Source organism: Promineifilum sp. (SeqCode) (genome assembly GCF_041918635.1).
Classification (GTDB): domain Bacteria; phylum Chloroflexota; class Anaerolineae; order Promineifilales; family Promineifilaceae; genus Promineifilum.
The window spans coordinates 1-12,536 of sequence record NZ_JAYRVJ010000254.1 but is presented as its reverse complement, the minus strand read 5'-3'; the positions used below and the strand labels follow the sequence as shown (position 1 = coordinate 12,536).

Below are 12,536 nucleotides of genomic sequence, written 5' to 3'. Positions count from 1 at the left end.
GGCAGGCCCAGGTCGTGGCCGAACTCGTGGGCGAAGACACCCACGCCGCCGTTCTCCGGCTCGATGGTGTAGTCGCCGATCCAGTAGTCGGAGCCGCCGATGCGGATGCCGCCGGCCGGGTTGAAGTCCGGGCCGTCGCTGCCGATGTTGTTGTAGAAGGCATACCAGCGGTGGCTCCAGATGGCATCACTGCCGGCCACGCCGCCGCCCGCCTCCTCGCCTTCGCCGGAGTGAACCGACTGGAAGTGGTCGATGTAGCCATCCGGCTCGTCGAAGTTGCCGTCGCCATCGAAGTCGTAGCGATCCCAGACGTCGAATTGGCTCAGGTAGGCGTTGATCTGGGCGTTGGACATGCCGGCGGCGCGCTGGGCGTTGAACCAGTTGTTGGCCGAGTGGCGCACGAAGAGCCAGACGGTGGCGCAGACACTGCTGCCGCAGGCGTTATTGCCATAGCGGGCCGTGTTCCAGGGCACGCGCACCCAGTCGGTCACGTCGCCGCCGACAGTGTAGACGCCCGACGACTGCTCCAGGTAGTAATTGCGCATGGAAACAGCCCCAGGCGCATCGTTGAAGAGCAGGTCCTCGTAGTAGGCCTGGCTGAAGTCGGGAACCCAGATGGTGGTGTTGTCCACGCTGCGGTCGGGTTCGGCGATCTGATTGCGCTGCGGGCCGCGGATGCCGCCGTATTGGGGCATGACGCGATTGCCGAACTCGCCCAGGATGGTGAAGATGAGGTCTTCATCTTCGAGTTGCACTTCGGCGTACGTGCTCGGGCCGAGTTGTTGGACGGGGCCGGCGCCGACGCCCTGGAGCCGCTGTTGCAGCGCCACCTGGCGCTGGGCGCGCTGCTGCTTGCCCAGCGGGTGGATCAGGTCATCGACGTTGCCGCCATAGGGCAAAAAGTCGGCGTCTTCTAGATCGGACTGTTGGCCCAGGGCCACGGCCGAGACGCCGATTAGCAGTACGGTCGTCAGCAGGAGAACTAGCAGTAGTTTGCGATACATCGTATCTCGATCCTCTTTCTGTCGTTTGTCCTCATTCTATCCAGTATGGCAGGAGCTACCCCCCAGCCGGGGACGCTCCTGAACGGACTTCCCTGTGTCTTGCTGCCCGTTACAAGTCTGTCACTATCGAATCGCATCACCTCCTGAGAAGAGAAGAATCCACAGATTTCGCACGGCTGTGGACAGCCGTGCGAAATCTGCGGATGAGTTCTGAAAAGTGGATAAGGGTTGTTGGCAGCAGAGGGCAGAACGCGCGTGAGGATAGGTGGCGGCCCCGCGCGGGAGCGGAGCCGTGAGAGGGTGTACCGATTGCAGCCGAACGAGAGCCGGAGCAATACCTATCATATGCAGCAGCACGCGTCTTTGAGATGGCTCTGCCGAGCAAAGTGCAGAGTGCTTGCCGTCAACGGCGGCCGGCCAGGCAAAGCGCGCCGTTACAGCAATGGGGCGCGTGGAAACGTGGGCCGACCTTACTGGACTTTAGCAGTATAAGTAATTATGTGGGCAGTGCGCAATAGGAGAATTTACCTATTTGTCTGTGCGAGGAAGAGGCTCACGCAAAGGGCGCCAAGAAAACCAAGAACGCAAAGAAGAACTCAGGAATCCTTCTTTGCGTTCTTTGCTTCTTTGCGCCCTTTGCGTGAGCCTCTAAGCGTTGACGATCTCGCCGCCGTTGGGGTGGATGATCTGGCCGACTATATAGGATGAGTCGGCCTCGGAGGCCAGGAAGACGTAGGCCGGGGCGCACTCCTCCGGCTGGCCGGGGCGACCGAGGGGCGTGTCCGCGCCGAACTCGTCCACCTTCTCGGCGTCGAAGGTGCTGGGGATGAGCGGCGTCCAGATGGGGCCGGGGGCCACGCCGTTCACGCGAATGCCCGTGCCCCGCTTGGCCAGTTGCGCGCCCAGCGAGCGGGTGAAGACGGTGATGGCCCCCTTGGTGGCCGAGTAGTCCACCAGGTGGGGGCTGCCGCGGAAGGCGGTGACGGAGGTGGTGTTGATGATGGCGTCGCCCCACTTCAGGTGGGGCAGCGCGGCGCGGGCCATATAGAAATAGGCGTGGATGTTCGTGGCGAAGGTGCGCTCCCACTGCTTGCTGGTGATGTCTTCCAGCTTTTCCTGCGGGTGCTGCTCGGCGGCGTTGTTGACGAGGATGTTCAGACCGCCCAGCTCCTTCACCGTGCGCTCGACGGCCTCCTGGCAGAACGCTTCGTCGGCCACGTCACCGGCCAGCAGCAGGCAGCGGCGGCCTTCGTCCTTGACCAGCTTCTCGGTCTTCTTGGCGTCCTCATGCTCATTCAGGTAGACGATCGCTACGTCAGCCCCCTCGCGGGCATAGAGCAGGGCCACGGCGCGACCGATGCCGCTATCGCCGCCGGTGATCAGGGCGACTTTGCCCTTCAGCTTATCGGCCGGACGGTAGTCGGGAGCCTGATACTCCGGGCGGGGCGTCATCTTCGTCTCGCGGCCGGGCTTGGTTTTCTGGGTCTGGGGCGGGATGTCGGCGGTGGTGGGTTGCTTGTCCTGTTTGTTGGGGGTGGTCTTGGATTTAGTCATGGCGGGAGGATAGCGGCCATGGGTTAGACGGGGGTGAAAGGGAACTGAGTAGTGTAAGAATGGGACGAAGCATGGGACGCTGATAACGCTGATTGGGCGCTGATTTTCGGTGATAAGAATCTTGGTTTCTTATCCGCGTCAATCAGCGTCCAATCAGCGTGCCATTTCTTCCGGTCGATAGCCCACTTGCTCTGGATGGGCTACTATCTTAAGAAGAGTGATCCGCAGATTACGCAGATTTCGCAGATTACCAGATGGAAGCACATTACTTTTCGACGGGGGATGAGTTCCGCCAGTGGCTGGCAGAGCACCACATCACGACGGACGAGTTGTTGCTGGGCTTCTATAAGAAGGACAGCGGTCAAACGGGCATCAGCTACGCCGAGGCGCTGGACGCGGCGCTGGCCTACGGCTGGATCGATGGCATCCGGCGGCGGGTGGACGACGCGCGCTACACCATCCGCTTCACACCGCGCCGACCGGGGAGCATCTGGAGCGACGTCAACATCCGGCGCGCGACCGAACTGGAGGCGGCCGGGCTGATGGCCCCCGGCGGACTGGCGGCGTTCCACGGGCGGGATGAGGCCAGGTCGCGCCAGTACTCTTACGAGCGGCGGCAGGGGCTGGATGAGGCGGCCGAGGCGGCATTGCGGGTCAATCCGGCGGCGTGGGCCTTCTGGCAGGCGCAGCCGCCCTCTTACCGGCGGCCGGCGGCGCAGTGGGTGATGAGCGCCAAGCGGGAGGAGACGCGCCAGCGGCGGCTGGCGACGCTGATCGAGGATTCGGCCAACGGCCTGCGGATCAAAGAGTTACGACGCTAAAAGAAGACAAGCGGCTGAAGAAATGGCTACGGATTTTCACGGAAGAAACGGATAAAGAACAGATCGGTACAGAATTCGCTTTTTATCCGTGTCTTCCGTCCAAATCCGTAGCCATTTATTTAGAATCAGCGGACTATTGCCTCAAGCCGACAGCCACACGGCCAGCGTCAGGGCCAGGGCGATGAGAGCCAGGATGAGGTAGACGGGGTTGCTGAGGCCCGCCTTGAAGACGGCAGTGGAGGAATCGAGCGCGGCGCCCCCCTGCCCCAACTCCTGCAACCGCTTGCGCAGCGCGCCCACCCACGGTTCGACGAGCACGCTGCCATCGGGGAAGACGAGGGTGGGCACACTCTCATAGCCGCCGGTGAGCTGGCGCAGGCGGGCAGCGGCCTCGGCGTCCTGGCGGATATCGAGGTAGTTATAGGCCACACCGGCCTCGTCTAGCAGCCGGCGAACGGGCGTGACGGAAGGGCAACCGGGGCGGCCGTAGAGCAGGATGCGGTCGGGGTGTAGTTCCATTATTGTTTCAGTCCCTCTGAGCTAGAAGCAAACGGCAGGCTCGCGATAAGTCTGTTCACACCCTACACAGTTAACGGTACACCTCGCGGCGATGCCGCACGCGCACCATCGTCACTATCTGTTCGGTATCGTCGATTTGGTAGACGACCCGATAATCTCCTACGCGAATCCGCCAACCCTCAACCGCGCCCGACAGTCTGCGGGTTCCGGGTGGACGTGGCTCGTCGCGCAGAGCCAGGATGCGTTCATTGACGCGCTCGAATAGAGGGCCGGCCAACCGGCGCAGATCTGCTTCGGCCGAACGTTTGACGCGCAATCGGTACACGATCAGCCTCGCTGGCGGAGTTCCAGCAAGAAGTCATCATAGTCTCGTTCAGGTTCGCCCGCAGCGGCATCCAGCGCGGCCAGGTCGGCCAGGTCTTCCAGTTGAGCCAACAGAGCCTCATACTGTTCATAAGCCACCAGGACAGCTGCGGGGCGGCCGTGCTGAGTGATGTAAATTGGCCCGCCTTCGCGCGCGGCCGTCAGGGCGTCACTTGTATTGCGGCGTAGATCGCTGACCGGCATGATCTTAGTAGTCATAGATAGAGCGCTCCAATGTACACTATACGGTACATACATTGGCAGTATAACAGATGTGTCTGGACTTGTCAGGTCTAGACGCTCTCTTCCACCTCCCACACCTCCACGTGCTCTACCACCTCCCCCGGCTCCAGGCGAACGAGCGGGCCGAGCGTCTCCAGTTCGAGAAACTTGTCGCTGGTGTAGACCTCGACGTTGCAGCCGAAGTCGACGTGCGGCCGGTCGGGTTGAGGGTCGAAGCGCTTGCGGAAGGTGACGCCCTGGTAGCGGTACTCCACATGACCGGCGTGGTTCATGTAGCCCACCTTGAAGGGCTGAGCCAGCGGCCGGGCGGCAACCTCGATGGCCTCCTCGGTCAGTCGCAGCCGCGGATCGTCCCAACGGCTGTAGGGCCAGAGGACCAGCAGGCGGTTGGGCAACAACCCCTCGGCGTCGAGTTGGCCGGGCGTGGGCAGGATGGCTTCGCCGCCGGTGCGCAGTTGGGTGATGGCCCACGGGGCGAGTTCCACTGCCCACAGCCCCAAATTGGTCAGCCGGTGCGTCAGTCGCACCTGGGCCGCTTGCGGGTGCAGAGCGATAACCAACTCCTTGCGCATGCCGGTGTGAGGCTCGTCGCAGGTCAGGCGCGCGCCGCCGGTCCGGGTCTCCACCTGGAGGCCGCCGTCATCGGGGACGTAGGTGCGCGCGGCCGTCTCCGGCGCGTGCCACAACCGGTGGCCGCCCCACAGGTGAAACGGGCCGTAGGGGGACGGCAGTTGAGCCTCGGGCACCTCGGCCAACAGGTTCTGGCCCAGTTTGTGAGGGATGAGCCGTACAATACGTGGCCCGGCGTGGGCCAGGTAGTCAAGGGTCAGGTAGTCGTTTTGCAGACGGTGGGTGGGTAAGGTGTAGTAATCCATAGTAGTTGTCAGTTGATAGTTGCTAGTTGATAGTGAACAGTAGGTCAGTGTCCAGTAGATCGGTACTCGGTCAGAAGTGACAGGTTATTGGCTTGTAGAAGGCGATGGAAGATGTCGTCTACCAAGGCCGAGGCCAGACGTCGCTCCGGAGCCGGTTGCCTTGCAAGTATACCCTACCTATTCAACCACTTGCTGTATCGGGCAATCGAAACAGTATAAGAAGAAATATCATACGATTAGTGGCTTAATTACGCATGCGTCTATGTTACACTGCCTGTGTTGGTCGTAAGGGGCGGGACACGATTCACCTGTATTCTCAGAGGGGTGTCTTGGCTACTCAAAACGCCGGCCAGCGTACATCACTAATTTTGGAGGCAATCATGGCACGTCTATCTCTATACTGGCGCTCAGGAATCGTAGCCAAGCTGATCATCCTGGCAGGCGCACTGTTCCTTTCTTGCGGACTCTGCACGGCGGTCTTTCTGGCGATGCCAACGCCAGATTCAGACACACCCGCAAATACGACGGTCGTCGTTGTGACAGCCACGTTCGACGGTGCAGCCCAGGCCGTCGCTGAGGCTACTCAAGACGCGCTGAACGCGGAAACGAGCACGATCGCAGCTTTTCCAACGGCTACGGAAGTGCCGGCGACGGTCACCGCTCACCCGACTGATACACCGATTACGGTAACGGCTACCCCGCGGCCGACGCACACCACGATTCCGCCCACACCAACCCCTGACGACGCGGCGACGGCGACAGCCGCAGCCGAGGAGGCTGCAGCGGATGAGGTGGCCGCTGAGCTGGCCTACCGAGCCGAGATGATCGAGATCGGCGAGGAGTACGTGCTGTCATTGGAGGGCATCGCCAAACAATCAGGGTTAGCCAGCGATGATCCCACCGTGATTATTGACAATGATTGGAAGGTTGATACCGTGGTGTACCTGACAATGTTGAAGCTGGCGAACGATCGAGTGAGAGGCTTAGAGCCGCCGGCGCGCTTTGCCGATGCTCATGCCGAGATGCTCACGGCGGCCGATCACTTTGACCTGAGCGTGCAATACTACGCGGAGGGTGTAGATGAGTTGGACGCCAACAAGCTCGATTTGGCGGCGACGAATATGCAACTGGGTAACGAGGCTGTTCGCCGCGCCGCCGACATACTTGGGGCTCTAGGGAGTTAAGGCGTTGCAGCGTGGCAGACCTGACAGGTCCCGGAAGACCTGTCAGGTCTATTCCGTTTCCGCAAAGGGATCAAGAAGATACAGATCGGGAATCCAGGCGAAGTCGGCCGTGTTGCGAGTAACAAGGGTGCGGTGATGAACCAGGGCGGTGGCGGCGATCAGCGCGTCGCCTAGGCCAATATGGCGCTGTTGGCGGAGCTTTACGGCCTGTGCCAGAACTGGTCGATCGAGGGGTAGAACGCTCAGGTCGTCGAATAGTTGTTCAATCACCGCTTTCTGCCGTCCGCTCAAACGGTGGTAGCCCAACACCTCGACGTAAGTAATCGCCGAGACGGCTGGCAGACGTTGCACGACGAATCGCTGTAACGACCGATTCCCACCTAGAAACGCGTAGATCAGGATGTTACTGTCTACAAGCATTACTCATCCCGTCCCGGCAGTGGCCGATCCTGTCTTATCTCGCGCTGCCAGGTAATCGGATCATCAATCTCCGCGAACGCGCCCGACATCGACAGTTCATACAGCGCGTCGGCTACCCGTTGGCGGCGATCCTCAAGCGTCTCCTCTGCTTCGGGTACAAATGTAACGTAAACAGATACGGCTTCCTGCTCAGAGGGTAACTGGGGTGTTTCTTCTGTCCATTCTAACCGATTGCCCTTTAGGACGGCGCGGTAGGTCGCTAACATCGTCTATTTACCTCAACAACCGCGATCTCGTTTATAAGACAAGTATACCTCATCCAGCCCGGTACAGACGGATTTGCTGATTCTTGACAAATGGCTACGGATTCAAACGAATGACACAGATTCAGTCGTTCACTTCACTCCGGAATCCGTCTTCTTCTGTCGTAACCCGTAGCCATTTCTTCGGCCCTGCACGGGCGGGTTTCAAACCCAACCCTACGCTTTTCCCACCACTCCCATCGCCCGCATCTCCTCAATGAAAGCAGCATCGACGCCGTGGGTACGCAGGGCCAGCAGCTGCTCGGGCGTCAGGTCGGCGAAGCCGGCGGCCTTCATCTCGGCCGCGAATTCGGGCGTCACGTCGTGAACGCTCATGGCGGTCAGTTCGTCGGGCGAGAGATCGCCGAAGCCCATCTGGCGCATCATGTCGATGAAGCCCGCGTCCACACCATGGATGCTCATCGCGACCAACTCATCAGCCGTCAGGTCGCTCAGCCCCGCCTCGCGCAGCAGGGCCACCGTCTTGGGGCTGACGCCGTGGATGCTCATGGCCACCAGGTCGTCAGGCGTCAGGTCGCCCAGGCCCAGGTCGCGCATCTCGCGGATGAAGTCCTGGGTGACGCCATGGATGCCGAAGGCCACGATGTCGTCAACGCTCAGGTCGAGGCCCAACCCGCGCAACTCGCGCACGAATTCGGGGCGGATGCCGTGGATGCCGAAGGCGACCACGTCATCGGTGCTGATGTCGCCCAGCAGGGCGCGCATCTCGCGCACCAGGGCGGGGTTGACGCCGTGAATGCCGAAGGCGACGATGTCATCGGTAGTCAGGTCAAGGCCCGCCTCGCGCAACTCGCGCACGAACTCCGGGCGGATGCCGTGGATGCCGAAGGCGATCACGTCATCGGTGCTGATGTCGCCCAGCAGGGCGCGCATCTCGTTCAGGTAGGCGGCGTCGATGCCGTGCGTGCGCAGTTGCAGCACCTGGTCGATCACGTCGGCGCGGCGGCCGCGCGGCGGACGAGGCGGCCGCGGGGCGCGCGGTGGGCGCGGCGGGGTGGGCATAGGCGGCCGGGGCGGCGTCCAGCCCCACTCGGGCGAGCCGGACGGCCCAGCGCCAGCCCCGGCCTTCTCGGCCGCCTTCAACACCATCGGGTCCTGCTCAACCGGCGCGCCCAGCGCGCCCAGCAGCATCTCGGCCTCGGCCACGTTGATCTTGCCCGCGGCCAGCATTTCCAGAATTTGGATTCGTTCGTCGTTCATTGGGTTCATTCTCCTTGACAGTATCAGGTTGAGGGGCAACCCACTTCAGAAAGGGGGTTGCGCCCGGATGGATCGCATCTGGATTTAGATCGTCAGGATGGATAGCCATGTCCACTCCTTCCAGGGGCTAGGGGTTAGGTGCCAGGGACCAGGGAAAAGCGTTCTTCCCTAACCCCTAGCCCCTAGAACCTAGCCCCTAAGCTGCTCGGCCGCCTGCTCAGCGGTGAGCTCGCCGCGGCGGAGTTGGTCGAGGATGGCCCGGCGGGCTTCGGCGTCGGGGCGGGTAGCCTCGAGTCGAACGCCGGCCGGCCGGGCGGGATTAGGGCGCGCGTCGCGCCGCCGCCCGCGTCGCCCCTCGGACTCGGGCTCTACTTCGCCCTCCTCGACCGACCCGTCTTCTTCTTCCCCCTGGAACCTGGAACCTGGAACCTGGCCCCCTTCTTCCAGTCCCATGCCGGCGATAATCTCGTTCAGCCGGCCGCGAATGGTCCAGTAGGAGACGCCCAACTCGCGCTCCATGTCCTTGACGTTGCCGCGGCTGCGGACGAAGAGGAGCATGAAGGCCAGATCCTCCGGGGCCAGACGGCAGAAGGGGCAGGGGGCGTAGCGGCTGCGGACAACGGTGTCGCACGTCGTGCAGGTCACTTCGCTGACAATCATCTCGCTGCCACAAGTTGGGCAAGACTCAAGAATTTTGCGCATTTCGATTACTCCGTCAAATATGTTGGCATATTAGCTCACTTTTTTGGTTTTGTCAACAAGGAATTTGTGGAATGGGCTGACAACCTGCTCTATACAGCTTGTAATCGGGCAATTTTGAGTTTTAAGAAATGGGTACGGATACCGATGGAGAATACGGAGTAAGAACGGATTCAATCCTTCACCCTTATGGGCCGGCCACACCTGACCGGTCTGCGGCCAATATGTCAGGTCTAGGGAACGCCTTGCAACACCCCCACCTCCGTCCTGACAACCTTCAACAATACCGCCCCCTCCCGCTCGATCACGTGAGCCGGCGTCAGGTGCGCGTCCACCCACTCGGTCAGCCCGTCATACTTGTCTCGCCGGGCCATGTAAACGACGTAGAGCGTCTGGTTGGGCGGCAGGGTGGGCAGGGCCTCGTCGGCGATGAGGCGGGGGTCGTCGGGCAGGTGCAGGCGCAGCAGGTGGCCGCCAACGCGGGGCAGGATGACGGCGTCGGGTTCGGCGTGGTCGCTCAGCCACCCGGCCGCGGCCAGGAAGGAACTGCCCCAATACTCCTGCGGAAAGCGGTCGGCCGCGCCGCTCACGCCGCCGGCCAGGGCGTTGTAGTAGATGCCCTGGTAGGGGTGGAGGCGGATGAGGGCGGTGACGGTGGGGGCGAAGGCGAGGGCCAGGAGGAAGAGGCCGGCGAGGGCGCCGGCGCGCCCGTGGAGGCCCGGCCAGCGGCGGCGGGCGGCGTCCCACAGCGCGGCCACGCCCAGCCCGAACAGCCCGGCGAAGGCGACCAACCCGTCCATCAAATGGCGCGTCCCGTCGTATTGGGGGATGGTCGGCCAGGTGGAACGAACCAGGGCGAGGAGGAAGAGGCCGAGGAGGAGCAGGGCGGCGGGTAAGTCGTAGCGCAGGCTGTCAGCCTGCGACGAGGAAGGCAGGCTAACAGCCTGCGCTACAACGCGGCGGGCGGCGACGGCCGCGCCGAACAGGCCGCCGAGCAGGACGAGGGGCGGCGTCGTCAGGGCGAAGAGGACGGGGGTGTAGTGCCAGGGCAGGGTTTGGCCGACGAGCCAGATCTGACCGTCGTAGAGGACGCGCAGGCCGCGGCCGGCGTCGGCGGCGAAGCGCAGGTGCTCGCCCAGCCGGCCGAGCGGGTCGGCCCACAGCCAGGGCCAGGCGGCCAGGAAGACGAGCAAGGCCAGGGGGAGATGCCAGGGGAGGTACTGGTAGCTCTTAGTCAGGCGATTCATCGCCGTCTCTGGCGCGCCGCGGGAAGAACGGCGATGAATCGCCTGACTACAAGCGGGCAGATAGGCTAGGAGAATGAGCGGATAGACCTGCAGGGCGATGACCCGGACGCCCATTGCCAACCCGGTCGCCACGGCCGACAGCACGGCCCAACGCGCCCGGCCGAGCCGCGCCGCCTGCCAATAGGCCCACAGAGCCAGCAGGACGAGGGCGGCGAAAGGCACGTCCTTCAGGTTGTTGTGGGCGTGCTCGAAGAAGAGCGGGTAGGTGGTCAGGGCCAGCGTCGCCGCCAGCGCCGCCGCCGGCCCGAACGCCTGCCAGGTGAAACAGGCCAGCACGAAGACGGTCAACGCGGCGAAGAGCAGGACGCTCAGGTGGTAACCGGCAAAGCCAATAGAGGGGCCGAACAGGCGCACAGCCGCCGCGTGGGTCAGGTTGGCGGCGACGTTGGCGACGGGCGGGTACTGGTGCGGAGCGTTGAAGTTGCGGTTGTACAGCGGCGGGCGGTCGTCCTCCTCCTGGTAGAGGGCATCGTAGCGGCCGAAGTCGAGCCAGCCGGCGTCGCCCGTGCGGTAGAACTGGAGGGTGTGGTAGCCGGTGAGCAGATTCTCCGGCGAATCCCAGGTGATGCCGTAGCGGCCGAGCGTTAACAGGCCGATGAGCAAGAACAGGCCGGCGGCGGCCAGGGCGAAGGGGTATGGCGAGCGGGTGGGCACGGGGCATTATATAGGGGCCAGGGGCCAGGGGCCAGGGAAGCGCGCGCTTCCCTGGTGCGGATCGATGGTGAGGATTTTGGCCCGATTTCATACGAGCTATGCTATACTATTAGGGGGCCTTCCCCCGTCGCGAGCCACATTTCCAACCTATTGACAGGAGCCTTATCATGCACCGTTCCCGTCTGCTCCGTTCACTTTTCCTCTTGTTCGGCCTGCTCGTCCCGGCGCTGGGGCTGGGGGCAGCGGCCACGCTCACCTTTCACCAGTCGGCCGCGCTGCACGCCGGCGACCCCGAAAGCCGGGCCACCTTCGGCGGGGCCATCGCCTTTAAGGAGGACGCGTCCGGCGTCGCTACCGCCTTTATCGGCGCGCCGCGCTGGAGCGGCGATGGCCGCCTCAACCAGGGCGCGGCCTACGTCTTCACCCGCGGCGCGTCCGGCTGGGCCCAAACGCAGCGCCTGGTGGCCAACCCGCCGGAGATCGGCGGCACCTTCGGCAACAGCATCGCCCTCGACCTGGACACGCCCGGCGGCCCCACGGCCGTCATCGGCTCGTTCTACGCCAACGCCAACCCGTCCATCCCTGGCGATCATACCGGCGAGAGCGGCGCGGCCTTCGTCTTCGTCCGGACCGGCGGCGTGTGGGTGCAGCAGGCCAGGCTGCAGGCCCCCCAGCAGTTGCCCGCCGCCCGGTTTGGCGCGTCCGTCGCCATCGACGGCGATACCCTGGTAGTCGGCGCCCCCAATAGCGACCCCGGTGAGGAGGCCGTCTACGTCTGGACGCGCAGCGGCGCGACCTGGACGCTGCAAGGCAAGCTGCTCGGCAACCAGCCCGACGTCAGCTTCGGCGGCCCGGTAGCCATCCAGGGTGACACTATCCTCGTCGGCGCGACAGGCCAGACGGTGGACGGCGACGCGGCCCAGGGCGCGGTGCACGTCTTCACCCGCGCCGGCGGCGTCTGGTCGGCGGCCGGCCGCTTCAGTCCGGCCGACGCCGGCCCGGACGCGCGCTTTGGCAGCGGTATCGCCTTCGATGGGAATACGGCGCTTATTGGGGCCTATGGCCCCGGCGTGGCCTACGTCTACAGCCGCGCCGGTGGCGTGTGGACGCAAGGGCCTAAGCTGGCCCCGCCCAATTACGACAACCTGCCGATCAACGTCAACGCTGTGGCCCTCCATGGCGATCTGGCGGCCATCGGCTCCTACGACTTCCGCGTCAACGACGACCCGGACGTGGCCGGCGGGGCCTACGTCTTCCAGCGCGCCGGCGGGACGTGGTCGCCGGTCGAACTGCTGATGCCCGGCGACACTGACTACCAGGACGACGCCGGTGTGCCCCTCGCTATTCAGGGCAATACCATACTGGTCAGC

14 protein-coding genes are annotated in these 12,536 nt (G+C 63.5%); 3 read left to right on the top strand and 11 right to left on the bottom strand.

Annotated features, from left to right (window positions below; genetic code table 11):
* Together ACE3UY_RS08595 and ACE3UY_RS08590 are read right to left on the bottom strand one after the other, a co-directional pair.
* Nucleotides 1-1,004, bottom strand: a 1,004-nt coding sequence (locus ACE3UY_RS08595) for an immune inhibitor A domain-containing protein (RefSeq protein WP_374687130.1), incomplete at its 3' end; no start/stop codon positions are given.
* Nucleotides 1,005-1,652: 648 nt separating this feature from the next.
* Nucleotides 1,653-2,558 (bottom strand): SDR family oxidoreductase, encoded by a 906-nt coding sequence (locus tag ACE3UY_RS08590; RefSeq protein ID WP_374687129.1) that lies wholly within the window; start codon nt 2,556-2,558, stop codon nt 1,653-1,655.
* A gap of 254 nt (nt 2,559-2,812) precedes the next feature.
* On the opposite strand from ACE3UY_RS08590, the gene ACE3UY_RS08585 reads away from it, so the two are divergent.
* Nucleotides 2,813-3,379, top strand: a complete 567-nt coding sequence (locus tag ACE3UY_RS08585; protein WP_374687128.1) for a YdeI family protein — start codon at nt 2,813-2,815, stop codon at nt 3,377-3,379.
* A gap of 141 nt (nt 3,380-3,520) precedes the next feature.
* Here the strand turns inward: ACE3UY_RS08585 and ACE3UY_RS08580 are convergent, their stop codons facing one another.
* The 4 genes from ACE3UY_RS08580 to ACE3UY_RS08565 all read right to left on the bottom strand — a co-directional run bounded on the left by ACE3UY_RS08580 (nt 3,521) and on the right by ACE3UY_RS08565 (nt 5,379).
* A complete protein-coding gene (locus tag ACE3UY_RS08580) occupies nt 3,521-3,898 on the bottom strand; it encodes a glutaredoxin family protein (RefSeq protein WP_374687127.1) in 378 nt (125 codons plus the stop codon).
* A gap of 70 nt (nt 3,899-3,968) precedes the next feature.
* Complete coding sequence (locus ACE3UY_RS08575) at nt 3,969-4,223, bottom strand: type II toxin-antitoxin system RelE/ParE family toxin (protein ID WP_374687126.1); 255 nt, start codon at nt 4,221-4,223, stop codon at nt 3,969-3,971.
* Between the two features lie 2 nt (nt 4,224-4,225).
* On the bottom strand, nt 4,226-4,480 hold the full coding sequence (locus ACE3UY_RS08570) for a type II toxin-antitoxin system Phd/YefM family antitoxin (protein ID WP_374687125.1): 255 nt from the start codon (nt 4,478-4,480) through the stop codon (nt 4,226-4,228).
* Nucleotides 4,481-4,554: 74 nt separating this feature from the next.
* Nucleotides 4,555-5,379 (bottom strand): hypothetical protein, encoded by an 825-nt coding sequence (locus ACE3UY_RS08565; RefSeq protein ID WP_374687124.1) that lies wholly within the window; start codon nt 5,377-5,379, stop codon nt 4,555-4,557.
* Between the two features lie 329 nt (nt 5,380-5,708).
* On the opposite strand from ACE3UY_RS08565, the gene ACE3UY_RS08560 reads away from it, so the two are divergent.
* The gene (locus ACE3UY_RS08560) at nt 5,709-6,563 is read left to right on the top strand and encodes a hypothetical protein (RefSeq protein WP_374687123.1); all 855 of its coding nucleotides are present in this window, start codon (nt 5,709-5,711) and stop codon (nt 6,561-6,563) included.
* Between the two features lie 48 nt (nt 6,564-6,611).
* Here ACE3UY_RS08560 and ACE3UY_RS08555 read toward each other — a convergent pair whose 3' ends face one another.
* The 5 genes from ACE3UY_RS08555 to ACE3UY_RS08535 form a co-directional block, all read right to left on the bottom strand.
* On the bottom strand, nt 6,612-6,983 hold the full coding sequence (locus ACE3UY_RS08555; protein ID WP_374687122.1) for a type II toxin-antitoxin system VapC family toxin: 372 nt from the start codon (nt 6,981-6,983) through the stop codon (nt 6,612-6,614).
* Nucleotides 6,983-7,249 carry a hypothetical protein gene (locus tag ACE3UY_RS08550; protein ID WP_374687121.1) on the bottom strand — a complete coding sequence of 89 codons (267 nt, stop codon included), beginning with the start codon at nt 7,247-7,249 and terminating at the stop codon, nt 6,983-6,985. Before ACE3UY_RS08550 ends, ACE3UY_RS08555 begins: the two co-directional genes overlap by 1 nt.
* A 213-nt stretch (nt 7,250-7,462) precedes the next feature.
* Nucleotides 7,463-8,506: a hypothetical protein gene (locus ACE3UY_RS08545; RefSeq protein WP_374687120.1), complete on the bottom strand. Its 1,044-nt coding sequence runs from the start codon at nt 8,504-8,506 to the stop codon at nt 7,463-7,465.
* Nucleotides 8,507-8,695: 189 nt separating this feature from the next.
* On the bottom strand, nt 8,696-9,208 hold the full coding sequence (locus ACE3UY_RS08540) for a DUF2089 domain-containing protein (RefSeq protein WP_374687119.1): 513 nt from the start codon (nt 9,206-9,208) through the stop codon (nt 8,696-8,698).
* Between the two features lie 230 nt (nt 9,209-9,438).
* On the bottom strand, nt 9,439-11,166 hold the full coding sequence (locus ACE3UY_RS08535) for a glycosyltransferase family 39 protein (protein WP_374687118.1): 1,728 nt from the start codon (nt 11,164-11,166) through the stop codon (nt 9,439-9,441).
* A gap of 167 nt (nt 11,167-11,333) precedes the next feature.
* Here ACE3UY_RS08535 and ACE3UY_RS08530 point away from each other — a divergent pair.
* A partial coding sequence (locus ACE3UY_RS08530) for a hypothetical protein (protein ID WP_374687117.1) occupies nt 11,334-12,536 on the top strand: 1,203 nt, incomplete at its 3' end.